The organism is Streptomyces platensis, assembly GCF_008704855.1.
GTDB lineage: Bacteria > Actinomycetota > Actinomycetes > Streptomycetales > Streptomycetaceae > Streptomyces > Streptomyces platensis.
On sequence record NZ_CP023691.1, the window covers coordinates 1,934,136 to 1,955,121 of the forward strand.

The following is a 20,986-nucleotide window of genomic DNA, read 5'->3' on the forward strand; positions in this document are numbered from 1 at the left end:
GTCCGGACGGAAGAGTCCTTCGCGCCCCGGCCCGCCCTGTTCCGGGATGCCCCCGGCCCGGCTAGCGTGCGCACGGGCACGACACGGACCCGGTGGATTTCTGATCACGGAGGTGTGCGGATGGCTCTGTCGAGACGACTGTTGCTCGGGCGGCTGGCGGCGACCGGTGCGGCCGGGGCGGCCCTGGCCGTGGGGGCCGGGCCGGCCCGTGCCGCGCAGCCGGCGCACGGCGGCGGGCGGCGGGTGCACACCGGCTTCGACCGGCTGGCCGCCGACGGCTACCGCCTGCTGGACGGCCAAAAGGTCGGCATCGTCACCAACCCCACCGGCGTCACACCGGATCTGCGGCACATCGTGGATGTGATGCACGCCGACGACCGGGTGCGGCTGACCGCCGTCTTCGGCCCCGAGCACGGCTTCCGGGGCACCGCCCAGGCCGGCGGCTCCGAGGGCCGTTACGACGACCCGGCCACCGGGCTGCCGGTCTACGACACCTACAACAAGAGCGGCCAGGCCCTCGCCGACATCTTCACCGCCTCCGGCGTGGACACCGTCGTCTTCGACATCCAGGACGTCGGAGCCCGCTTCTACACCTACATCTGGACGCTGTACGACTGCATGGTGGCGGCGGTCCTGGCCGGCAAGCGTTTCCTGGTCCTCGACCGCCCGAACCCGGTCACCGGCCGCGCGGCCACCGGCCCGGTGCTCGACAAGGCGTATGCCTCGTTCATCGGCCGGGAGCCGATCTCCCAGGCGCACGGGATGACCGTGGCGGAGCTGGCGCTGCTGTTCAACGGCGAGTTCGTGCCGCAGGCCGCCGGGCGCCCGGTGGAGCTGGAGACGGTCCGGATGACGGGCTGGCGGCGCAGCGACTTCTACGACACCACCCGGCTGCCCTGGGTCCCCCCGAGCCCCAACATGCCCACCCCCGACACCGCCCTCGTCTACGCGGGCACCTGCCTCTTCGAGGGCACCAACCTCTCCGAGGGACGCGGCACCACCCGTCCCTTCGAACTGCTGGGCGCCGATGGCATCGACCGGCACTGGGCCGCGGCCGCCAACGAACTGGCCCTGCCCGGCGTCCACTTCAGGGAGGCCTACTTCGCCCCCACCTTCTCCAAGTTCCAGGGCAAGACGATCGGCGGCGTCCAGCTGCACGTCCACGACCGCCCGGCCTTCGACCCGGTGCGTACCGGCATCGGTCTGCTGGTGACCGCGAAACGGGTCTGGTCCGGCTTCGCCTGGCGCCCGGACCACGGCATCGACCGGCTGACCGGCTCCGCGACCGTCCGGACGATGATCGACGCGGGCGCCGGACCGGACGAGATCGTGGCCGCCTGGCAGCAGGATCTGAAGCGCTTCCGTACGGTGCGGCGGCGGTATCTGCGCTATCCGTAAGGGCGTTGGACCGGTGGCCGTAAGGGGCCTGTCCCGGTCTCAGGAACCGGGACAGGCCCTTTCGCCTCTTGACCGGCTCTGCCACCGGGCCGGAAAGTGCGCTGGTGAGCAAAGACGCGACAGCAGCACAGACACCGGACGACGCTCCGGCGGAGACGAACGGGGCGGCCGCCGGCGGCGAGAGCCTGCGCCGGGTGGCGGTGGCCTCGTTCATCGGGACCGCCATCGAGTTCTACGACTTCTACATCTACGGGACGGCCGCCGCGCTCGTCCTCAACCAGGCGTTCTTCCCGACCCTCGATCCGGTCAACGCCACCCTCGCCTCGTTCTCCACCTATGCGGTGGCGTTCGCCGCGCGGCCGCTCGGCTCGGTGGTCTTCGGCCACTTCGGCGACCGGGTGGGCCGAAAATCCGTCCTGGTCGCGTCGCTGCTGCTGATGGGGCTGTCGACGGCGTGCGTCGGACTGCTCCCGGGGTACGGCACCTGGGGCATCTGGGCGCCGCTGCTGCTGATCGCGCTGCGCTTCCTCCAGGGCATCGGACTGGGCGGGGAGTGGGGCGGGGCCGCGCTGCTCGCGGTCGAGCACGCACCGCGCACCCGCCGGGGACTGTATGCGGCGTTCCCGCAACTCGGCCCGTCCGTCGGGTTCTTCGCGGCGACCGGCGTGTTCTGGCTGCTGTCGTCCGCGCTCGACGACGCGGCGTTTCGCTCATGGGGCTGGCGGGTGCCGTTCCTGCTGTCGTTCCTGCTCGTCGGCGTCGGGCTGTTCGTACGGCTGAAGATCAGTGAAACACCGGTCTTCACCAAGGTGTTGGATGCCCAAGAGGCGAGCAAGGCCCCCGCCGTCGAGGTGCTGCGCCGTCATCCGCGCGAACTGCTGCTGGGCGCAGGCGGGATGATCGTCGCCTACGGCCTCTTCTACACCGCGACGACCTACTGCCTCGCCTACGCCACCGGCACCCTGGGCATCTCCCGCAACACCATGCTCGGGCTCTCCCTCGTCGCCTGCCTCTTCCTGGCGGCCGGCACCTGGCTCGCCGCCACCCGCTCCGACGCCGCCGGCCGCCGCAGGCTGATCCTGGCCGGCAGCGTCCTCGCGGCACTGTGGGGCCTGGTGCTCTTCCCGCTGCTGGACACCGGCCGGCCGGCGCTGATCGCCCTGGGGATCGGTGGCGCGCTGTTCTGCATGGGCGTGGTGTACGGCCCGATGGGCGCCTATCTCCCGGAGCTGTTCAGCGCGCGGGTCCGGTACTCGGGCGCCTCACTCGCCTACAACCTCGGCGGCGTCCTGGGCGGCGCGGTGGCCCCGCTGGTCGCCACCCGCCTCCAGTCCGCGTACGGCTCGTCATCGGTGGGCTGGTACGTCAGCGCGATGGCGGCCGTCTCACTGCTGTGCGTCCTGGCCCTGCCGGAGACCCGGGAGCGGGAACTGGTCTGAGCCGCCGGCGCCCCCGCGCGCTCACGAGCTCAGCCACCACCGGCCGCTCTCCCGGGAGAGGGCGTCCCACAGGAGGTTGAGGGGGTGGCCGGGGGCGTAGGAGTCGCGTTCGCCGTGGCGGGTGAAGACGCCGACCAGTACTTCCGTTTTGGGGCCCACCTCTCCCACGAGTTCCAGGGTGCGCAGTCCGCCGGCCTCCGGGAGGCGGCCGTCCGCCGCCGCCTCCCCGATGCCCCGGGTGACCAGCATCGCGCCGCTCACCACCCCGGACCGCAGCAGCTCGAAGCCGTAGTGCGCGGCCTCGATCTCGGCCGCGATGGAGAGGCGCTGGCGGTAGTCGGGGCCGTACCAGGCGGTCAGGAAGCGGCCGATCAGCCCGCGTGCGGAGACGACCAGCGGCAGCCGGGGCAGGTCCTGGGCCGCGAAGGAGGTGCCGGGGAGCCGCTCCGGCGGCAGGTTCGTCAGCAGCGACAGCCCGCTGCGCCGCCACTCCATCACCTCGTACGGAGCCAGCAGTTCCGCTTCATCCCGCTCGGTGACCACGACGCTGCCGCAGACCAGATCGAGTTCCTTGGAGCGCAGTTTGGTGAAGAGGTCGCCGGTGCGGACATGGGTGACCTTGAGATCGACATCGTCGCGTTCGTAGTCCTCGGTGACCCGTTCCACCGCGTCCAGCAGAAAGCCGAGTGTGTAGCGGGTGGTGCCGACGGAGAGCGTCCGGCCGAGCCGGCGGCGGGCGTCGTGCACCCCGTCCGTCCACTCCCCCAGCGTGCGGCGCGCCAGCACGACCAGCGCCTCCCCGGTCGCGGTGAACAGGGCGTCCCGGCCCCGCCCCTGCTTACGGACCAGTTCCTCGCCGCACAGCGCGGAGAAGGTGCGGTTCATGGTGTCCAGCTGCTTCTGCACGCTGGACTGTTCGCGGCCCAGCCGGCGGGCGGCGCCCAGCGCGGTACCCGCCTCGTGGACGACGATCAGCGTGCGCAGCTGGTCCATGGTGGTATCCAGCAGCTCCGTCGGGTACTGCTGCGGACCTGACAAGGCCATGCCTCGCTTTCCCCTCCCCTGGAGTTCAGAACCCTGAAGCATAACCCCAAGGGAAATCCGCCCCGAGGGCAGTCGGGGTGCCCCGCATGGGAGTTGGGCCCGCCGAGGCACCCGTCGGGCGCGCACGAAGGCCCCGGGGTCACGCGCCCCGGGGCCTCGGTGGTGCCGCCTTCCGTCTACCGGTGGGTGGGGAACTCCACCACCTGCTGATAGGTCGGCCGGTTCTGCCAGCTGATGGTGGCGTGGGTCAGGCCGCCCACCGTGCGGTGGATGATGGCGTCCGCGCACCACTGGTCGCCGGCCTTGCAGCTGTCATCGCCGGGGTAGACCTGCTCGGCCGTCTTCCCGCCGGCCTGCTGGAGCGTGGTGAGCAGGGTGTCGCGGCAGGCGGACAGCTCACCGTTGCCGCAGAACTGCCGGCCGAGCGGCCCCGCCACCTTGTCGCCGAGCACCTCCCGCAGATCCTTGTCCGCGTAGCTCCACCAGCCGTACTGGAAGGCCGATCCGGCGTGCGCCCCGGTGGGGCCGTGGCCGGCCGACGGTGATTCGTCGATGCCGAGGTTGGCGCGCAGCGCGTCGTAGAGGTCGCCGCCGAGGCCCGGCTTGAAGACGGCCTCCGTCATCAGCGGCCACCAGGCGTCCATCAGGCGGACCGCGTCGGGGTGGGTGTAGGTGTGCGAGCCCGCGGCGGTCTCCCGGCGCTGGGCACCGTCCTTGCGCCAGGCCGCCAGCTGCTGGACCGCGGTCTTCAGCTTCGGGTCGGTGACGGGCTTGCTGTTGAGGACCCGCAGGAGTTCGGGCAGCACGTCCTCACCGCGCAGATCGGTGACGGCGGCCTCCCCCATGGCACGGGTCAGCGACGCCCGGGTCACCCCGCCGTCCTTCGTCAGCGCGCGCACCCGGTCGTCCAGCAGATTGCCGCGGTGCACCGAACCGTTGCCGTAGCCCGCCGAGTCGTAGTCCTTGGCCTGCTTGTTGTTCCAGGAGATGTAGTAGTCCTGGTTGACGGACTGCGGGTGCTGGGCGGCCGGGGTGTAGTCGGTGGTGTTGGTCGCGGGGTCGTAGCCCTTCCACTCGTAGGCGTCGTCCGCCTTGACGGGCAGGGCCGGATCGACGTCGGGGTTGCGGACCGGGTTGAGGCCGCTGTTGTAGTACGCGATGTCGCGGGAGTCGGCGTAGAACCAGTTGAAGGCGTAGCCGATGTGCCCGGCGGCCTTCTGGAACGTCTTGGCGTCCCGCACGTAGGACGGGTCGTTGAACATCTGGAAGCCGATGATCGAGTCGGCCTCGTGACGGTAGGTGGAGCGCTGCGCGGTGTAGGCGACGGGCTTGCCGTCGACGGTGGCGCGGTGGGTGACGGTCCCGTACTTGGTCCGGAAGACCTGCATCCGGTAGGAGCCGGCCGCCGTGGGGTCGGCGATGGTGGGCTTCCAGGAGTTGGTGCGCTCCAGCTTCTCCATGGGGACGCACGCACCGCGGTAGCGGTAGGAGGTGGAGTCCTTGGTGGGCGCGGAGCCGTCCGCGTTGCACAGCTCGACCGCGAAGGTGTCGGTGATGTCCTGGCCGGCGGAGGTGGCGCTCCAGGAGTAGTCCTGGCCGCGGCCGAGCTGGACGTACATCCCGACGCCCGCGAAGGAGGCGCCCCGGGCACTGATGCCGGGCCCCTGGATCTCCTGGAGCATCAGCAGCTGGGGCGCGAAGTAGCCGGTCTGCGGGCCGAAGACGGCGACCGGGTGGCCGCTCGCGGAGTGTTTGCCGGACACCAGCAGGGCGTTGGACATCCCGCGGTGCTGGGTGGGATCGAAGCTCCCGTCGGGCAGCACCCCGTCCTTGAAGAGGCCCTCCAGCTTCTTGTACTTCTTGGGCGCCTTGACGGGGTCCCGGGGCGGCGTCCCGCTCTTGGTGGTGGCCGCGCCGGTGCGGTCGAAGACCAGGGGTTCGGGGGTGACCGAGCCGCGGTCCGGCAGCGCCGTGCCCTTGGCCTTGGCGGGCTTCACGGCGTACGGGAAGCTGCTGCCGTCGTGCAGGGTCTTGGCGGCCTCGGGGTCGTTGCGCTCCCGGAAGGACTCCCAGACCTCGGTGCCCTTCTCGACGCCGTACTTCTGCTGGGCGGAGAGCAGCGCCAGGGCCGAGGGGACCTCGCCGCCACCGCCGTTGCCGAAGAGACCTCCGACGACGGAGGCCAGGGCTATCAGATCGGTCAGCTTGAAGGGCTGGATCTCACCGGCGTTGGTAATGGCGTCGACATGACCGGTGAGCACGTACTCGCCCGGGAAGTAGCGGCCGTTCTTGGACTGTTCGCGGTAGGCGTTGATCCCGTCGACATAGGCCTGGGCGTCCTGCATGGCCAGCTTGCCGCGCTCGCCGTTGGTGTCCCGGATGCGCTCGACCTGGGCCTGGAGATCGTCCTCGGTGTACGGCGCCTGCGGCCAGAACTGCTGCTCCAGGCCCTGGTTGGCGAGCGCGCCACCCGCGAACGAGGTCAGTTCACCACGGCCGATGTGGCGGAAGAGGTCCATCAGCCAGAGCCGGTCCTGGCCCGCGGCGTAGCCGGCGCCGAATTCGGTGCCGTAGCGGGTGGTGCCCTTGATGTGCGGGACGCCGGTCTTCTTGTCACGGGTGATGGTCACGTCGTCGCGGGGCGTACTGACCTTGCCGACCTGGTCCGCGGGGACGCCGAACGAGGCGTCGTTGAAGAAGTTGCCGAGGGTGTCGTCGGTGAGCGACTGATAGCCGCTCGACAGCGCGCCGTACGGGGCGAGTTGGTCGGTGGTGTGCTCGGGGTGGGTACCGAACAGCTTGTTGCCGAGGATCTCCACCAGGGTGGCGTTGCCGGTGGCGCCGGGCGGCAGGATGTCGCCGCACTGGCCCTGGCAGTAGTCCTGGGCGTCCGGCGGCGCGGCGGCCGCGGTGGGGGGCGGTGCCAAGAGCGTGGCACCCAAGGCGAACAGGGCTGCCGCGGCGGCAGTCCTGAACCTTCCGGTACGTCGTCGCATTGCAGCTCCTCGATGGGGGTCCCCTTGGGGAGGGCTGGCGGGACGTTACCGGCGGTTATCCCCGGCCGGAAGATGAACAACAGTCAACTTTTGCTCTTCCGCCGCAAGATCGGACCCGTGCCGCGGCGATACTTCGGAACATCGCCGACAAGGCCACAAAAAAGTTCGATGGATCCAAGTGGGGGCAGGCTACGTCTCAACCCCGTCCAGTCGGATCCTCCCCACGGAGGTGGGAAGAAATGGCCGGTTTCAGAGCCCTCGCAGAGCAGGTCCGCAATCCACGTCTCGTCGCGACCCAGCGTCGCACCGCGCTGCGCAAGTGCCTAGAACGCTTCGCCCCTTACGGGCACCGGGCGACCTGGCACCATCTGTGCACCCGGGCCGGTATCGCGACCCAGGACCGCGATCCCGATCCGGAGCGGCTGATGGCCGCGCTCGCCGAGCTGGAGGAGGCCCGTACGCTCTGGCTCGCGTACGAGGAGGAGTGCGCCGCCCGGCGCCGCAAGGAGAAATACCACGGCATCCGCCAGCCCGGCGCCCTCGACGAGTGGCACCGGCGGACCTGGGGCGGCTGCGACATCGTGCCGTGCGAGTCGCCGCAACGGCACCCCGCGGCCCGTCTCGCGGTGGTGCTGCGCCGCATGATCGCCGCGATGGAGGCCGGCCGGCCCCGCCGCGACTGCCCGGTGTGCGGCAGCACCCACTTCGCCTGGCTCCCGGAGTCCCCGGACTCCCCTGCCTCCGGCCCGGCCTGCCGCCAGTGCGGTGTGCTTGCGCCGGTGTCCGTGCTCACGCCCGAGGTGCTGAGGGCCGCGGACCGGGTCCACCGCGTGGGGGCGTTCGCGGCGGCCTGAGCAAGCCGGGGAAGCGGCACCGGGCACAGCGGGAAAGGCCGGGTCCGGGCGTTGTCAGACCCGGCTGCCATCATGAGGGCATGCTTCAGGTCTGTCTCAACGGCCCCCGGACCGCGGCCGATTCCGGCGCCGTACCGATGTCACCGGCCGCCCTGGCCGCTGCCGCACAGCAGGCGGTGGCGGCCGGTGCCGAGGATGTCCATGTCCATCCCAAGACCCCGTGCGGCCAGGATTCGCTCGCACCACGGGTGGTGGCCGCGGCCCTGGAAGCGATCCGGGCAGTGGTGGACGTCCCGGTCGGGGTGACGACCGGTGCCTGGGCCGAGCCGGACCCCGAGCGCCGGCTGGCGCGGATCAGATCCTGGACGGTGCTGCCCGATCACGCGTCGGTGAACTGGCACGAGCCGGGCGCCGACGCGCTCGCCGCGGCCCTGCTGGAGCGCGGCGTCGGCATCGAGGCCGGCATCTGGGCGGGCACCGCCGGCGCCGGGCTGTTCGCCCGCTCCCCGCTCGCCCCCAGGGTGCTGCGGGTGCTGGCCGAAGTGATCAGCACCGAGGCCGGGACCGATGTGGGCACCGACGCCGCTTGCGCGACCGCCACCGCGCGCGAGCTGCTGGCCGCGCTGGCCGGTGCCGCGCCCGGCCGCCCGGTGCTGCTCCACGGAATGGACGGCGGAGCCTGGCCGGTGCTGCGGCTGGCCGGCGCACTGGGTCTGGACACCCGGATCGGCCTGGAGGACACCCTCCTGCTGCCCGACGGCCGGCCGGCCCGCGACAACGCCGAGCTGATACGCGCCGCAGCGGCCGCGATGAGCAGCCCTCCCGGCGGCGCATGAACCGCCCGTTCATATGCGGCCTTTACGCCCCGGCCCGGAAACTGAAACAACTGTGCACGGGCTGACCACCCGCACCGGCATCGCGCCCGGCGGGCACCGGCCCCGCCCGTACGGCACCAGGCCGCACGAGCGCCCTCCCCTCATGCCGTGAGGGCAGGGGAGGTACTCCCAGGAGAAGGTGGACGTCCATGGCCGAACTGCACGATCTGACCGCGCTCGAGCAGGCCCGGGGAATCCGGTCCGGGGAACTCTCCCCCGTGGAACTCACCGAGCACTACCTCGCGCGGATCGAGCGGCTCGACGACACACTCGGCGCCTTCCTCACCCGTACCCCCGACATCGCCCGCAAACAGGCCGCGGACGCGGAGAGCGAGGCCGCCGCGGCCCGCCGCGAGGGCCGTGAACTGCCGCCGCTGCACGGCGTTCCCGTGCCGGTGAAGGACCTCAACCAGGTCGCGGGGGTGCGCTGCACGATGGGCTCCCGGGCGCTGGCCGAGCATGTGCCCACCGTCGACGACCATCTGGTCGGCAAACTGCGGGCGGGCGGCACGATTCTGCTCGGCAAGACCAACACCCCCGAATTCGGGCTGCCCTGCTACACCGAGAACGGCCTCGCCCCACCCGCCCGCACCCCGTGGGACCTGGCGCGCTCGGCGGGCGGTTCCAGCGGTGGGGCCGCCGCGGCCGTGGCGGGGGGCCTGGCGCCGGTCGCGCACGCCAGTGACGGCGGCGGCTCGGTCCGGATACCGGCCTCGGTCTGCGGGCTCTTCGGCATCAAGCCCAGCCGCGGCCGGATCAGCAGCGGCCCGATGCTGCACGACATCTCCGGCCTGGCCACCTCGGGCCCGCTGGCCCGTACGGTCGCCGACGCGGCCACCCTGCTGGACGTCCTGGCGGGGCCGATGCCCGGCGACCCGTTCGCGGCGCCGTCGCTGCCGCCCGGGGAGACCTTCGCCGACCACGCCCTCCGCGACCCGGGACGGCTGCGGATCGCCTGCCTCACCGAGGCGCCCGTCCCCGGCATCGAGGTGCACCCCGACTGCCGCACCGCCACCACCGACACCGCCGCCCTGCTGACCGGACTCGGCCATGAGGTCGAGGAGTTGACGCTGCCCGCCGACGACAGCATCCTGCTCGCCTTCACCCGCGTCTGGTCGGTGCTGGCCGCGAGCCGCCCCGTGCCGCCGGGGGGCGAGGAGCTGCTGATGCCGCTCACCCGCTATCTGCGCGAGCGCGGCGCCGAGGTCTCGGGCACGGACTTCACCCGCTCGCTGTACGCCTTCCGGATGCTCGCCCAGTCCCTGGCCGACGGTCTGATGCCGCCGGGCGGCTATGACGTGATCCTCTCGCCGACCCTGGCCGCGCCACCGGCCGAGGTCGGCGCGCTGCGCAACGACGCCGATCCGCAGGCCGAGTTCGACGCCCTCGGGGCGTTCACCCCGTTCACCGCGCTCTACAACGCCACCGGCCAGCCCGCCGTGAACGTCCCGTTGCAGTGGAACGCCGCAGGGCTGCCGATCGGGGTGATGCTGGCCGGCCGGTACGGCGACGAGGCCACCCTGATCGCGCTGTCGGCGCAGCTGGAGCAGGCCCGCCCGTGGGCGGGACGCACCCCGTCCGTGTGGTGACGAACGCCCGACTGCGCGCGCCCGTCCCGCCCCGGGACGGGCGCGTCCGCGCTCAGCTCTCGCCCGTGCAGCACTCCTGCCCGGCCGCCTGCGCCGGGCCGCTCCCCGGCTCGCCGCCGGCGCGCCGCCGGGTCCCCTCCGGGTCCTTGGCGCTCCGGTCGACCCGCAGCCGCCGTGCGCCGGGCCCCTGCTCGCCGAGGTTGTCGTACGGATTGGACAGCGCGCACTTCTCCAGCGAGAGGCAGCCGCAGCCGATGCAGTCGGTCAACCGGTCGCGCAGCTCGACGAGTTGACTGATCCGCTCGTCCAGTTCGGAGCGCCAGACCTCGGAGAGCCGGGCCCAGTCGGCGCGGTTGGGGGTGCGCTCGTCGGGCAGCTCCGCCAGCGCGTCGCGGATCACCGCGAGCGGGATGCCGACCCGCTGTGCCGCCCGTACGAAGGCGACCCGGCGCAGTGCGTCCCGGCTGTAGCGGCGCTGGTTGCCCGCCGTCCGGGTGCTGCTGATCAGACCCTTGGACTCGTAGAAGTGCAGCGCGGACACCGCGGCGCCACTGCGCGCGGAGAGCTGGCCGACGGAGAGTTCATGAACCTTGTACGGAAGCTGGGGCACGGTTCAACCCTAGGGTGTGTCCGCCCCTGGACCCATCGGGCCGGCGCTGGTCGTCCCGCCATTGACAGCGGGGGCTCGCACTACGCATTCTGAGCAAGCGCTTAGTAAGCGTCGGCCGATGCGCGCCAACGGCGGACGGACCCCGAGGAGGCAGACGAGAGATGGCAGAGCCCCGAGTGTTTGGATCGCTCGACGAACTGCGAGCCGCGGTCGGTGAGGAGCTGGGCACCAGCGACTGGCTGGAGATCGACCAGAAGCGGATCGATCTGTTCGCGGAGGCCACCGGTGATCACCAGTGGATCCATGTGGACCCGGAGAAGGCCGCGGCCGGCCCGTTCGGCACCACCATCGCGCACGGCTATCTCACGCTGTCGCTGCTGCCCGCCCTCGTCCCGCAGCTGATGCGCGTCGACAACGTGAAGATGGGCATCAACTACGGCACCAACAAGGTCCGCTTCCCCGCCACCGTGCCGGTCGGCTCGCGGTTGCGCGCCACGGCCAGGATCGCGGAGGTGACCGAGGTGTCCGGCGGCGTCCAGCTCACCACTGTCGTGACCGTCGAGCGCGAGGGCGGCGACAAGCCCGTGTGCGTCGCGGAGACGGTCAGCCGCTTCTACCTCTAGACCGGCGATCACGGCCTGGCCTCAGGCGCTTGTCGTAGGTCAGGATGGCCGGGTGAACGACGACACCACACAGCCCGCTCTGCATCCGGTCAGGGGCGCGGCCCGTTCCGCGATCGCCGGCTTCATCCTCGCCGGCGCCGCCTGGGTGGCCCGGGCCGCGTGGCAGATCCGGCTTGCCACGGCGGGGCTGCCGTCCTCCGGTCCCCCGGACCAGGGCGACGGCCGACACCGCACGCTGACCGGGCTGGAGGACACGTACCACCTCGTGAGCACCTTGGGGGATGCGGCCACAGTGCTGTGCGCGGCCGCCTTCCTCGTGTGGCTGATGCGCGTGCGGGACAACGCGCTCGTCCTTTCGGGACAAGCGCCGCGCTACGCCTGGCCGTGGGTCTACGCGGGCTGGATCGTACCGATCATGAACCTGTGGGTGCCCCGCGGAATCGTCGCGGACGTCCACCACAAGAGCGCCCCGGGCCAGCCGCTGCCGCGCGCCGTGAACTGGTGGTGGGGGCTGTGGCTGGCCGGGATGCTGAGCGGGGTGGGACTCATGTACACCGGCTCCACGGACGACATGATCGCGCGTGCCTACACGGACGTGCAGTTCCTGGTGATGGCCGACGCAGCCATCGTGGGCGCGGCCGTGGCCGGCATCTTCGTCGTCCGCGCGCTCACCGCGGCGCAGCAGCAACGCATGGGTGCAGCGGGAAAGTAACGAGGAAGCCCACGGCCTAGTCCGGCGCGCCCACCATCCGCAGGACGAGATCGGCGTAGAGGGTGCCCACCTCGTCGGGCGTGCGCGGGCCGTCGGCCGTGAACCAGCGGGCGACGTCCACACACAGCGACAGCACCGCGAGAGTGGTGCCCGGGACGTCGTCGGCCCGGAACTCTCCACTGTCCGCGCCGTCCTGGATGATCTGCCGCAGCAACCGGTCGGTCCGGCGGCGCAGTCCGGCGATCTCGGTGTAGTGGTCGGGGCTCAGCGCCTGGAGTTCGTACTGGATGACCCGGGCGGTGGTGTGGTGCTCCGCGTGCCAGCGGGCGAAGGTGCGGACGCCGTCGCGCAGCCGCTCGGTGGCGCTGCCCCCGGCCCCGGCGGCGGCGCCCATGATGCGCAGCGCCTTTTCGTGGCCGATGCCGCTGATGCGGTAGAGCAGCTCTTCCTTGGTCTTGTAGTGGATGTAGAGGGCGGCCGGGCTCATCCCGGCCCGGCCGGCGATGTCACGGGTGGTCGTCGCGTGGTAGCCGCGCTCCGCGAAGGCCTCGACGGCGGCACCGACCAGCCGTCGCGCGGCGTCCGGGGTCACCCCGGCCCACTCCTCGTTCTCCTCTTCGGCCCGTTCCGCCGCCGCACCCATCGCGCTCCCCGCTCCTCGATCCACCAGGGACCCTCCACTGACGGATCGAACACCATATCGCGCCGCTGAGCAAGCGCTTAGGGTCCGGCGAGCGCGGGCGGGCCGGCCGGAGCAGTTAATGAGCACTGCTAGTTTTCCTCGGAGGGCCCCTACTATGTGCGACATGGCCCGACCCCGTAAGCCCCTGCTGAGCCGCGAACGCATCGTCTCCACGGCGCTGGCGCTCATCGACTCCGAGGGGCTGCCGGCGCTCTCCACCCGGCGGCTGGCGGCGGAGCTGGGGGTGAGCGGGCCCTCCCTCTACAACCACTTCACGACCAAGGACGAGATCCTCGACGCGGTGGCCGACACGGTCATCGCCCAGGTCGATGTGTCGGCGCTGGAGACGGGCGGGGACTGGCGCGCCGGGCTGCTCGGCTGGGCCCGCTCGTATCGCGCGGCGCTCGCCGCCCATCCGCACATCGTGCCGTTCCTCGCCCAGGGGCCCGGTCGCCGCCCCGCCGGACTGAAGATGGCCGACGCGGCGTTCGGCGGCATGGTCGAGGCGGGCTGGCCGCCCGCCCAGGCCACCCGGGTCTGTGCGATGGTCCGCTACTTCGTCGCCGGCTCCGCACTGGGCTCGTTCGCCCGCGGTTTCGTCGACGACCCGAGCGCCTACGACCCCGCCGACTATCCGCATCTGGGCCAGGCGCATCTGCTGGCGGAGCATCAACGTCAGGTGGACGAGGGCGCGTTCGAGACGGGGTTGCGCGCGCTGGTGGACGGCCTGGCCCTGCAATTCCCTGCGCGGCCAACCAAGGGCTGACTACCGTAAGTGTTCTGGCCACTACGGGAATTGGCCGGTTACGGAGGAGGTCCCATGCCGCCGAGAAGGGTCGTCACCGGACGGAGCAAGGAGCCGCGCAAGCGGTTCGCGGAGGAACTGCGCTTACTGCGTGCACAGAAGGGCGACAGCCTGCGCAAGGTCGGTGAGGTGCTCGGCTGGGACGCGTCGCTGTTCGGGAAGATGGAGAGCGGGAAGACCATCGGCAGCCCGGAGGTGGTGGAGGCGCTGGCCCAGCACTACGGGGCGGAGGAATGGCTGCTGACGCTGTGGGAGTTGGCGGTGGGGGATCCGTCGCAGTTCCTGGAGCAGTACCGGAGGTACATGGCGCTGGAACAGGAGGCGATGAGCCTCTGGCAATACTCCGTGAGTGCGCCGCCGGGGCTGCTCCAGACTCCCGGCTATGCGCGTGAAGCGCTCACGACGGGCGTCAAGGGCGAGAAATTGGACCAACAGGTCGAGGCGCGCGTAGGGCGTCGGACGTTGCTGGAGGGGGACGACGCACCGCCGTTTCGCGTCATCCTCTCCGAGGCGGTGCTGCGCACGCGGCTGCGCGACCCTCAGGAGTGGCGGAAGCAGCTGGAGTACCTGATGGAAGCGGCAGAGCGCCCGAACATCACGCTCCACGTCTTGCCGTTCAGCGCCGGTCCTCATGGCCTGATGAACACGGACACGATGTTCCTGCGGCTGCTGGACGGTCATACCGTGGCGTACACGGAGAACGACGATCGCGGTGAACTGGTCGAAGAAAATGGCAGGGTTGAGGGTTTGCAGCGCCGATACGATGCGATGCGTGACCTGGCGCTGTCCCCGGCCGAGTCGCGGAAGTTCATCACGCGATTGTTGGAGGAAATGCCGTGCGAGCCATCGACCTGAGCAAGGCGACGTGGCGCAAGAGCAGCTACAGCAATACGAGCGGCGGCAACTGCATCGAGGTCTCCGACGACTTCCTGGCCGCCGCCAACTGGCGCAAGAGCAGCTACAGCAACACGACCGGCGGCGAGTGCATCGAGATAGCCGACAACCTCCCCGCCCTCGTCCCCGTACGTGACAGCAAGAACCCCCAAGGGCCCGCGCTCGTCTTCAGCGCCGCCGCCTGGGGGTCCTTCGTTGCCGCCGTGAAGAACAGCGCCGTCTAGAAGACGACCAGCGCCCGCCCGCCCTTGCCCGCCAGCATCGCGTCGAACGCGGCCGGGATGCCGTCGAGGCCGATCCGCTCGGTGACCAGCGCGGAGAGATCGAGCGCGCCGGAGCGGACGTGGCCGGCGATGACGGGGAGATCGCGGGCGGGGTCGCTGTTGCCGTAGACGCAGCCGGAGAGCGTCCGGCCGAAGTAGAAGAGTTCCAGGGCGGAGAAGGTCACCTGCTGCTCCTGGCCGCCGATGCCGACGACCGTCGTACGGCCGCCGCGGCGGGTCGCCGACCAGGCCGTACGGATGGTGTCGGCGCGGCCCACGCACTCGATGGCGACATCGGCGCCGACGCCCCCGGTGAGCTTGCGGATCCGCTTGGCGCCCTCCTTCTCGAAGAACGCGGGCCCGTCGGCGACCACGAATTCGGTGGCGCCCGCCGCACGGGCCAGCTCCTCCTTCGCCGGGGAGACGTCCACCGCGACGATCGGGCCCGCACCGGCGATCCGGGCCGCCTGCAGCGTGGCCAGGCCCACCCCGCCGACGCCGAAGACCACGACGGACTCCCCCGCCCGCACCCGGGCGCTGTGGTGGACCGCGCCCCAGCCGGTGAGCACCGCGCAGCCGAGCAGTGCGGCGTCCGCGAGCGGCACCCCGTCCGGCAGCGGCAGCGCGGCCCGCGCGGGCACCACGGTCTCCTCGGCGAACGCGGCGGTGCCCAGGCCGGGGTAGAGCTCGGTGGCGTCATCGGCGCGCCGGGCGTACGGGGCGTTCGCGGCGAGGCCGGAGTGGGCACACAGCCAGGGCTCGGACAACCCGCAGAAGTGGCAGTCGCCGCAGGACGGCGCCCAGTTGAGGACGACCCGGTCGCCGGGGGCCACCGTGGTCACGTCCGGGCCGACCGCGGTGACGGTGCCCGCGCCCTCGTGCCCGAGGACGGCCGGGGCGGGCTGGCGCAGGGTGCCGTTGGACAGCGACAGATCGGAGTGGCAGACCCCGGCCGCGGCCAGCCGGATACGGACCTGGCCGGGGCCGGGCTCGGGCAGCTCGATCTCGGTGATCTGGAGGGGGGCGTTGACGGCGGGCAGTACGGCGGCGCGGACCACTGAGGACTCCTCGTGCGCGGGGCGGCGGGCGGCGTGTGGGGGCGGCGGCCGCCCCCACCGGCCGGACGGATCAGAACTGGAGGGACTTGGTCTGGAGATATTCGGTCAGGCCGTGCGGGCCCAGTTCCCGGCCTATGCCGGACTGCTTGTAACCGCCGAACGGGGCGAGGGGGTTGAAGCGGCCGCCGTTGATGTCGACCTGCCCGGTGTGCAGACGGCGGGCGAACGCGATCGCCTCGGCGTCGTCGGCCGCCCAGACCGCGCCGGCCAGGCCGTAGACGGTGTCGTTGGCGATCCGGGCGGCGTCGTCCTCGTCCTCGTATTCCAGGATCGACAGGACCGGGCCGAAGATCTCCTCCTGGGCGATGGTCATCTCCGGGGTGACGTCCGCGAAGACGGTCGGCGCGACGTAGTAGCCGGGGCCGGCGTCAGGTGCCTCCGGGCCGCCCGCCACCACCCGCGCCCCCTGGGCGATGCCCTGCTCGATATAGCCGCGCACCCTGTCCCGCTGGGCGGCGTTGACCAGCGGGCCGATCTTCTCGCCGGGGACGTACTTCGCGGCGGCCGCCGTCGCCAGCTCCACCGCCTCGGCGTAGTGGTCCCGGTGGACCAGCATCCGGGTCCAGGCGCTGCATGTCTGGCCGGAGTTGGCCATGACGTTGGCGACGCCGACCGCGACCGCCTTCGGCAGATCGGCGCCGGGCAGGATGACATTGGCGGACTTGCCGCCCAGCTCCAGCGCCACCCGCTTGACCGCGGCGCCCGCCAGGGCACCGATCCGCTTGCCGACGGCCGTCGAGCCGGTGAAGGAGACCAGATCGACCCCGTCGTGCTCGGCGAGCGCCTGCCCGGCGACCGGTCCGAGGCCGGTGACGAGGTTGAAGACCCCGGCGGGTATCCCGGCCGCGTCGACGCACTCCGCGAAGAGCTGGGCGACCAGCGGGGTGTCCTCGGCGGGCTTGAGCACCACCGTGCAGCCGGCCGCGAGCGCCGGGGCGACCTTGGCGACGATCTGGTGGAGCGGGTAGTTCCACGGCGTGATCGCGCCGACCACGCCGACCGGTTCGTGCAGCACGGTGGAGTTGCCGATCGTCTCCTCGAAGGAGTACGTACGGGCCAGTTCGGCGTAGGAACCGCAGACCGCGACCGGCACCCCGGCGTGCACCGCCGTGCTGAAGGCGAGCGGTGAGCCGAGCTCGGCGGTGACCGTATCGGCGATCTCCCCGGTACGGGCGACGAGTTGATCGCGCAGCGCCGCCAGCCGGTCCGCCCGCTCCTCGGGCGGGGTCGCGGCCCAGCCCGGCAGAGCGGCGCGGGCGGCCCGCACAGCAGCATCCACATCCTGCGCGGACCCGGCCGGGACGGTGCCGATGACCCGCCCGTCGGCCGGGTTGACGACCTCGATCACCCCGCCGCCCTCCGCGGGCCGCCAGCTTCCGTCGATGTACATCGCGTCGTGCTGCTTCACGTCGTGGTCCTCCCGCGCCGGCTAATGGTCCTCGTCCCTAAACTAGCGCCGGTAGTTTTCTGCCGCCAGGGACCCGCCACCTGCTGAGGGGTGACGGTGGCCACGAGAGACCGCCTCGGGCGGTCGTGACTCGCCAGCATGCTCGCGGCCCGGGAGCCCAGTCCAGCACACCGGCCCCACCGGCCGGCCCCCCGTCCGCATCGCCCCTCCCCCGCCAGTCCGAAAACGAGCATTCCACATTGCGGAACTGTGCCGGTGGGGTCACTATCGGGCGTCTCGCGCCGAGGGCGGGAGCCTCGTTCAGGGCTCCGGACCTCGGCGAAAACGGATACCTGAGGTTCCCATGCGTCTGCACCGTCCGCGCCACCTCGTCCCGCTCGGCGCCGCCATGGCCTTTCTCCTTTCCGGCTGCGCCGGCGAGGCGGAAAAAGCGACCCCGGGTCAGGTCACGGCTTCGGCAAAGGCTCCGAAGACACCTGAAGCACCGAAGACCTCGGCACCGGACCGCGGCAGGCCATGGGAGCCCGACGACGCCATGCAACGCGCGGAGCGGGCTTTGGACGCCTACGACGAGGACGGCAGCACAGTACAACGCGCCGACTCCGGGTCCGCGTTCCTCGCCGACGGAGTGCGCAGGACCTTCCGGGCCCCCGGGAAGCGGTGGTACCGCCTCGACCTCACCTGCGACACGAGCGGCGTGCAGGAAGTCACCCTCACACTGACTCGCGGCAGCACGGAACAGGCCTACGGAATCGGCTGCGGGGACCCTGAGGCCGATCAGTTCAACATCCCCCCGGGCGCCCCCTTCACGGCCCGCGTCGACGCGGTGCGGACCGGCACCGGCCTCGTGCTGTGGCGGCTCAACACCGTCGCCCGGGAGGACGTGGACGGCTGTGACGACGACATCGACGGCTGCGGCGGCTGAACGCGGGAGGCCTCGTGCTCCGGTGCCGGTCGAACCCGGTCGCGGCACAGGGCGAAGGCCGAAGAGGCGCCCCGCCCTCACCCCTTGGCGGACGGCTTGCGGATTTCCTCGATGATGCTGACGAAGCCCGCCTTGCCGTGGCCCGCGGCGATGGTGCGGTCGGCGAGGCCCTTGACGGCGTCGAGCACCTCGGTGTTGAGGCCGCGGTCCGTGGACGCCTCGATGATGTGGGCGATGCCCGCGGCCTCCATCACGATGTTGTCCTGGTCGCCGGGGAAGACGCCGCGCTCCAGATCCCGCGCCATGCCCGCGGCGAGCGGCGGCAGGATGCCGGCGATCGCCGCCGTGAACGGCGCGAACTCCGTGGCCGGTACGCCCTCGGCGCCTGCCAGCGCGAAGCCGTGCACCAGGCCGGCCATCGCGGGAAAGAAGAAGCCGAGCAGGGCGAGGTCGTACACCGCGGCCATGGCATGGTCGTCGCCGAGGTACGTCGCCTGGCCGCCGAGCACCTTCAGCGTCTCCTCGTACGTCTCGAACGCCTGCCGTGAGCCGCTGTAGAGGAGCGTCGCGCCGGGCTCGCCGATGTCCGGCGTCGGGACCATGACCGAGCCGTCGAGGTAGTCGATGCCGTGCCCGGCGGCCCAGGCGGCGGCGGACCGTGCGCGCTCCGGGGTGTCGGAGGTCAGGTTGACCAGGACCCGTCCGGAGAGCCCGGGGCCGGCCGGGTCCAGGATCTCCCGGGCCGCTGCGTAGTCCACTACACACACGATCACCAGCGAGCTGGCGGCCACCGCCTCGGCCACCGAGTCCGCGCGGACCGCACCGCGCGCCACCAGGGGATCGGCCTTGCCCGGCGTACGGTTCCAGACCGTCGTGGGGTGCCCGGCCCGGACGAAGGCGCCGGCCAGCGCGCTGCCCATGGCGCCGAGGCCGAGCACGGTCACCGGGGTGCGGGGGTCGTTCGGGGTGCTGCTCATGGTGTGCTCCTCATCCGCTGCGCGGGCCCGGCCCACTGCCCGGCCCGCTGTGCACACCACCCTGCCGAGCTGCGCTTATGGTTCCCTTCGGGTCTGCTTACGGTCCTTTGGGGAGGGCTTACGGTCCCGTTCGAGCAGGGGAGACCCCAATCGCCCAGGGCGAGGGCCCGGTAGGAGACGGCCGGCCTGGCCATGCTCACCGCTCCTTGCGCGAAGGAGAAGGTGAGGACCAGGCGCAGCAGCCAACTCCTGCCGGGCCCCGCGGTGTGGGTGGCGGTCATCTAGAGGATGCCGAAGAGCACACCGGCGCACAGGACCACCAGGGAGGTCAGCGCGGCCCATTTGACGGTGAACTTGGTGTGGTCGCCGAACTCGACCTTGGCCATCCCGACGAGGACGTAGACGGCGGGGACGAGCGGGCTGGACATGTGCAGGGCCTGGCCGACGAGGGAGGCGCGGGCGATCTCGATGGGCGCGACCCCGTGGGCGGCGCCGGCCTCGGCGAGGATCGGCACGATGCCGAAGTAGAAGCCGTCGTTGGACATGAAGTAGGTCAGCGGGATGCTGAGGATGCCGGTGACGATGCCCATGTGCGGGCCGAGCGCGTCGGGGATGCCGCTGACCAGCCAGCGGGCCATGTGCTCGACCATGCCGGTGCCGGTGAGCACACCGGTGAAGACGGCGGCGGCGAAGACCATGCCGGAGACGTTGAGCACGTTCTCGGCGTGCGCGGCGACCCGGGCCTTCTGGTCCTTCATGTGCGGGAAGTTGACGGTGAGCGCGAGGGCGGCGCCGAGCAGGAAGAGCACCGGGATCGGCAGCGTCTGAAGGATCAGCAGGGTGAGCAGCGCGAGGGTGAGCGCGGCGTTGAACCAGTAGAGCTTGGGCCGCAGGGTGGCGCGCTGCGGGTCCAGGACCTGGAGGCCGTCGTCGTCGGCCGGCTCTCCGGAGCCGGCGGCCGGCTCGTCGTCGGAGCCGGTGCCCGCGCCGCCGGTGGTGCGCCGCGCCTCGGCCGGGGCACCGCCGGTGCCGCCGGAACCCGCGCCGACCAGGACCTGCTCGGTCTCCCTCTCGGGCACGGTCTCGGTCACCTGCCCGGTGTCGCCGAGGGTCAGCACGCCGAGCCGCTTGCGCTCGCGCCGGCCGAGGACGTACGCGAGGGCGAAGACCGCGACCAGGCCGACGGCCAGGGCGGGGATCATCGGGACGAAGATGTCACCGGCGTCGAGCTTGAGCGCGGTGGCGGCGCGGGCGGTCGGGCCGCCCCACGGGAGGGTGTTCATCACGCCGTTGGCGGTGGCGGCGACACCGGTCATCACCACGAGGCTCATCTTCAGCCGCTTGTAGAGCGGGTAGAGCGCCGAGACGGTGATCATGAAGGTGGTGGAGCCGTCGCCGTCGAGCGAGACGATCGCGGCGAGCAGGGCCGTACCGACCACCACCCGCACCGGATCGGCCTTGCAGAACTTCAGGATGCCGCGGACGATCGGGTCGAAGAGCCCGACGTCGATCATCACCCCGAAGTAGATGATGGCGAACATCAGCATCGCGGCAGTGGGGGCCAGGTCGCCGATGCCCTTGAGGACGTAGTCGCCCAAGTGCGCGCCCTGTCCGACCAGGACGCAGAACAGCGCGGGAATCAGCACCAGCGCTGCCATCGGTGACATCTTCTTCATCATGATCAGCACCAGGAAGGCGGCGATCATGACAAATCCGAGGATTGTCAGCATTAGGGGTTACCTCACGTTCGCCCTTGAACATCTGCCGGGGGTGG

General features: G+C 71.5%; 19 protein-coding genes and 1 pseudogene. 11 read left to right on the top strand and 9 right to left on the bottom strand.

The features are described 5' to 3' along the window. Positions 1 to 120: 120 nt before the first annotated feature. Both CP981_RS08335 and CP981_RS08340 read left to right on the top strand, forming a co-directional pair. A complete protein-coding gene (locus CP981_RS08335; RefSeq protein WP_085924313.1) occupies positions 121 to 1,398 on the top strand; it encodes an exo-beta-N-acetylmuramidase NamZ family protein in 1,278 nt (425 codons plus the stop codon). 104 nt (positions 1,399 to 1,502) lie between these two features. After that, positions 1,503 to 2,837, top strand: coding sequence for an MFS transporter (locus CP981_RS08340; RefSeq protein ID WP_244329593.1), 1,335 nt, complete (start codon positions 1,503 to 1,505; stop codon positions 2,835 to 2,837). 21 nt (positions 2,838 to 2,858) lie between these two features. Here CP981_RS08340 and CP981_RS08345 read toward each other — a convergent pair whose 3' ends face one another. Together CP981_RS08345 and CP981_RS08350 are read right to left on the bottom strand one after the other, a co-directional pair. After that, positions 2,859 to 3,881, bottom strand: a complete 1,023-nt coding sequence (locus CP981_RS08345; protein WP_085924312.1) for a LysR family transcriptional regulator — start codon at positions 3,879 to 3,881, stop codon at positions 2,859 to 2,861. 176 nt (positions 3,882 to 4,057) lie between these two features. After that, positions 4,058 to 6,877, bottom strand: coding sequence for a penicillin acylase family protein (locus tag CP981_RS08350; RefSeq protein ID WP_085924311.1), 2,820 nt, complete (start codon positions 6,875 to 6,877; stop codon positions 4,058 to 4,060). A gap of 239 nt (positions 6,878 to 7,116) precedes the next feature. On the opposite strand from CP981_RS08350, the gene CP981_RS08355 reads away from it, so the two are divergent. The 3 genes from CP981_RS08355 to CP981_RS08365 all read left to right on the top strand — a co-directional run bounded on the left by CP981_RS08355 (position 7,117) and on the right by CP981_RS08365 (position 10,195). Continuing rightward, a complete protein-coding gene (locus tag CP981_RS08355) occupies positions 7,117 to 7,731 on the top strand; it encodes a hypothetical protein (protein WP_085924310.1) in 615 nt (204 codons plus the stop codon). A gap of 80 nt (positions 7,732 to 7,811) precedes the next feature. Then, entirely contained in the window at positions 7,812 to 8,567 is a 756-nt protein-coding gene (locus CP981_RS08360; RefSeq protein ID WP_085924309.1) for a 3-keto-5-aminohexanoate cleavage protein, read from the top strand. 188 nt (positions 8,568 to 8,755) lie between these two features. Beyond that, the gene (locus CP981_RS08365; protein ID WP_085924308.1) at positions 8,756 to 10,195 is read left to right on the top strand and encodes an amidase; all 1,440 of its coding nucleotides are present in this window, start codon (positions 8,756 to 8,758) and stop codon (positions 10,193 to 10,195) included. 52 nt (positions 10,196 to 10,247) lie between these two features. Here CP981_RS08365 and soxR read toward each other — a convergent pair whose 3' ends face one another. Further along, complete coding sequence (soxR, locus tag CP981_RS08370) at positions 10,248 to 10,805, bottom strand: redox-sensitive transcriptional activator SoxR (RefSeq protein WP_085924307.1); 558 nt, start codon at positions 10,803 to 10,805, stop codon at positions 10,248 to 10,250. Between the two features lie 161 nt (positions 10,806 to 10,966). Between soxR and CP981_RS08375 the strand changes: the two genes are divergently transcribed. Together CP981_RS08375 and CP981_RS08380 are read left to right on the top strand one after the other, a co-directional pair. Next, positions 10,967 to 11,428: a MaoC family dehydratase gene (locus CP981_RS08375; protein WP_085924306.1), complete on the top strand. Its 462-nt coding sequence runs from the start codon at positions 10,967 to 10,969 to the stop codon at positions 11,426 to 11,428. 52 nt (positions 11,429 to 11,480) lie between these two features. Then, positions 11,481 to 12,140: a DUF4328 domain-containing protein gene (locus CP981_RS08380; RefSeq protein ID WP_085924305.1), complete on the top strand. Its 660-nt coding sequence runs from the start codon at positions 11,481 to 11,483 to the stop codon at positions 12,138 to 12,140. Positions 12,141 to 12,156: 16 nt separating this feature from the next. On the opposite strand, the gene CP981_RS08385 is transcribed toward CP981_RS08380, so the two are convergent. Further along, positions 12,157 to 12,783: a TetR/AcrR family transcriptional regulator gene (locus CP981_RS08385; RefSeq protein ID WP_085924304.1), complete on the bottom strand. Its 627-nt coding sequence runs from the start codon at positions 12,781 to 12,783 to the stop codon at positions 12,157 to 12,159. A gap of 163 nt (positions 12,784 to 12,946) precedes the next feature. Here CP981_RS08385 and CP981_RS08390 point away from each other — a divergent pair, with 163 nt between their 5' ends. The 3 genes from CP981_RS08390 to CP981_RS08400 are packed head-to-tail and all read left to right on the top strand — an operon-like array spanning position 12,947 to position 14,745. Beyond that, positions 12,947 to 13,588, top strand: a complete 642-nt coding sequence (locus CP981_RS08390; protein WP_040901906.1) for a TetR/AcrR family transcriptional regulator — start codon at positions 12,947 to 12,949, stop codon at positions 13,586 to 13,588. A 54-nt stretch (positions 13,589 to 13,642) separates the two neighbouring features. Continuing rightward, a complete protein-coding gene (locus CP981_RS08395; protein ID WP_085924303.1) occupies positions 13,643 to 14,482 on the top strand; it encodes a helix-turn-helix domain-containing protein in 840 nt (279 codons plus the stop codon). Further along, complete coding sequence (locus CP981_RS08400; protein ID WP_085924302.1) at positions 14,464 to 14,745, top strand: DUF397 domain-containing protein; 282 nt, start codon at positions 14,464 to 14,466, stop codon at positions 14,743 to 14,745. Before CP981_RS08395 ends, CP981_RS08400 begins: the two co-directional genes overlap by 19 nt. Here CP981_RS08400 and CP981_RS08405 read toward each other — a convergent pair. Together CP981_RS08405 and CP981_RS08410 are read right to left on the bottom strand one after the other, a co-directional pair. Next, positions 14,742 to 15,842, bottom strand: coding sequence for a Zn-dependent alcohol dehydrogenase (locus tag CP981_RS08405; protein ID WP_085924301.1), 1,101 nt, complete (start codon positions 15,840 to 15,842; stop codon positions 14,742 to 14,744). The genes CP981_RS08400 and CP981_RS08405 overlap by 4 nt on opposite strands. A 70-nt stretch (positions 15,843 to 15,912) precedes the next feature. Further along, positions 15,913 to 17,310 (bottom strand): aldehyde dehydrogenase family protein, encoded by a 1,398-nt coding sequence (locus CP981_RS08410; RefSeq protein WP_085924300.1) that lies wholly within the window; start codon positions 17,308 to 17,310, stop codon positions 15,913 to 15,915. 343 nt (positions 17,311 to 17,653) lie between these two features. Here CP981_RS08410 and CP981_RS08415 point away from each other — a divergent pair, with 343 nt between their 5' ends. Then, positions 17,654 to 18,235: a hypothetical protein gene (locus CP981_RS08415; protein WP_143658861.1), complete on the top strand. Its 582-nt coding sequence runs from the start codon at positions 17,654 to 17,656 to the stop codon at positions 18,233 to 18,235. A 77-nt stretch (positions 18,236 to 18,312) separates the two neighbouring features. Here the strand turns inward: CP981_RS08415 and CP981_RS08420 are convergent, their stop codons facing one another. The 3 genes and pseudogenes from CP981_RS08420 to CP981_RS08430 form a co-directional block, all read right to left on the bottom strand. Beyond that, complete coding sequence (locus CP981_RS08420) at positions 18,313 to 19,212, bottom strand: NAD(P)-dependent oxidoreductase (protein WP_085924298.1); 900 nt, start codon at positions 19,210 to 19,212, stop codon at positions 18,313 to 18,315. A 152-nt stretch (positions 19,213 to 19,364) separates the two neighbouring features. Then, a pseudogene (locus CP981_RS38520) lies at positions 19,365 to 19,493 on the bottom strand (MFS transporter); the annotation flags it as partial. Further along, the gene (locus tag CP981_RS08430) at positions 19,494 to 20,942 is read right to left on the bottom strand and encodes a CitMHS family transporter (protein ID WP_085924296.1); all 1,449 of its coding nucleotides are present in this window, start codon (positions 20,940 to 20,942) and stop codon (positions 19,494 to 19,496) included. It lies immediately after the preceding pseudogene. Positions 20,943 to 20,986: the final 44 nt, after the last annotated feature.

Excerpts from the sequence above, each read along its gene's own strand:
- CP981_RS08390 (WP_040901906.1), top strand. The coding sequence starts at position 12,947 with ATGGCCCGACCCCGTAAGCCCCTGCTGAGCCGCGAACGCATCGTCTCC.
- CP981_RS08375 (WP_085924306.1), top strand. The coding sequence starts at position 10,967 with ATGGCAGAGCCCCGAGTGTTTGGATCGCTCGACGAACTGCGAGCCGCG.
- CP981_RS08415 (WP_143658861.1), top strand. The coding sequence starts at position 17,654 with ATGCGTCTGCACCGTCCGCGCCACCTCGTCCCGCTCGGCGCCGCCATG.
- CP981_RS08345 (WP_085924312.1), bottom strand. The coding sequence starts at position 3,881 with ATGGCCTTGTCAGGTCCGCAGCAGTACCCGACGGAGCTGCTGGATACC.
- CP981_RS08350 (WP_085924311.1), bottom strand. The coding sequence starts at position 6,877 with ATGCGACGACGTACCGGAAGGTTCAGGACTGCCGCCGCGGCAGCCCTG.
- CP981_RS08430 (WP_085924296.1), bottom strand. The coding sequence starts at position 20,942 with ATGCTGACAATCCTCGGATTTGTCATGATCGCCGCCTTCCTGGTGCTG.
- CP981_RS08420 (WP_085924298.1), bottom strand. The coding sequence starts at position 19,212 with ATGAGCAGCACCCCGAACGACCCCCGCACCCCGGTGACCGTGCTCGGC.
- CP981_RS08355 (WP_085924310.1), top strand. The coding sequence starts at position 7,117 with ATGGCCGGTTTCAGAGCCCTCGCAGAGCAGGTCCGCAATCCACGTCTC.
- CP981_RS08395 (WP_085924303.1), top strand. The coding sequence starts at position 13,643 with ATGCCGCCGAGAAGGGTCGTCACCGGACGGAGCAAGGAGCCGCGCAAG.
- CP981_RS08335 (WP_085924313.1), top strand. The coding sequence starts at position 121 with ATGGCTCTGTCGAGACGACTGTTGCTCGGGCGGCTGGCGGCGACCGGT.
- CP981_RS08385 (WP_085924304.1), bottom strand. The coding sequence starts at position 12,783 with ATGGGTGCGGCGGCGGAACGGGCCGAAGAGGAGAACGAGGAGTGGGCC.
- CP981_RS08365 (WP_085924308.1), top strand. The coding sequence starts at position 8,756 with ATGGCCGAACTGCACGATCTGACCGCGCTCGAGCAGGCCCGGGGAATC.
- CP981_RS08360 (WP_085924309.1), top strand. The coding sequence starts at position 7,812 with ATGCTTCAGGTCTGTCTCAACGGCCCCCGGACCGCGGCCGATTCCGGC.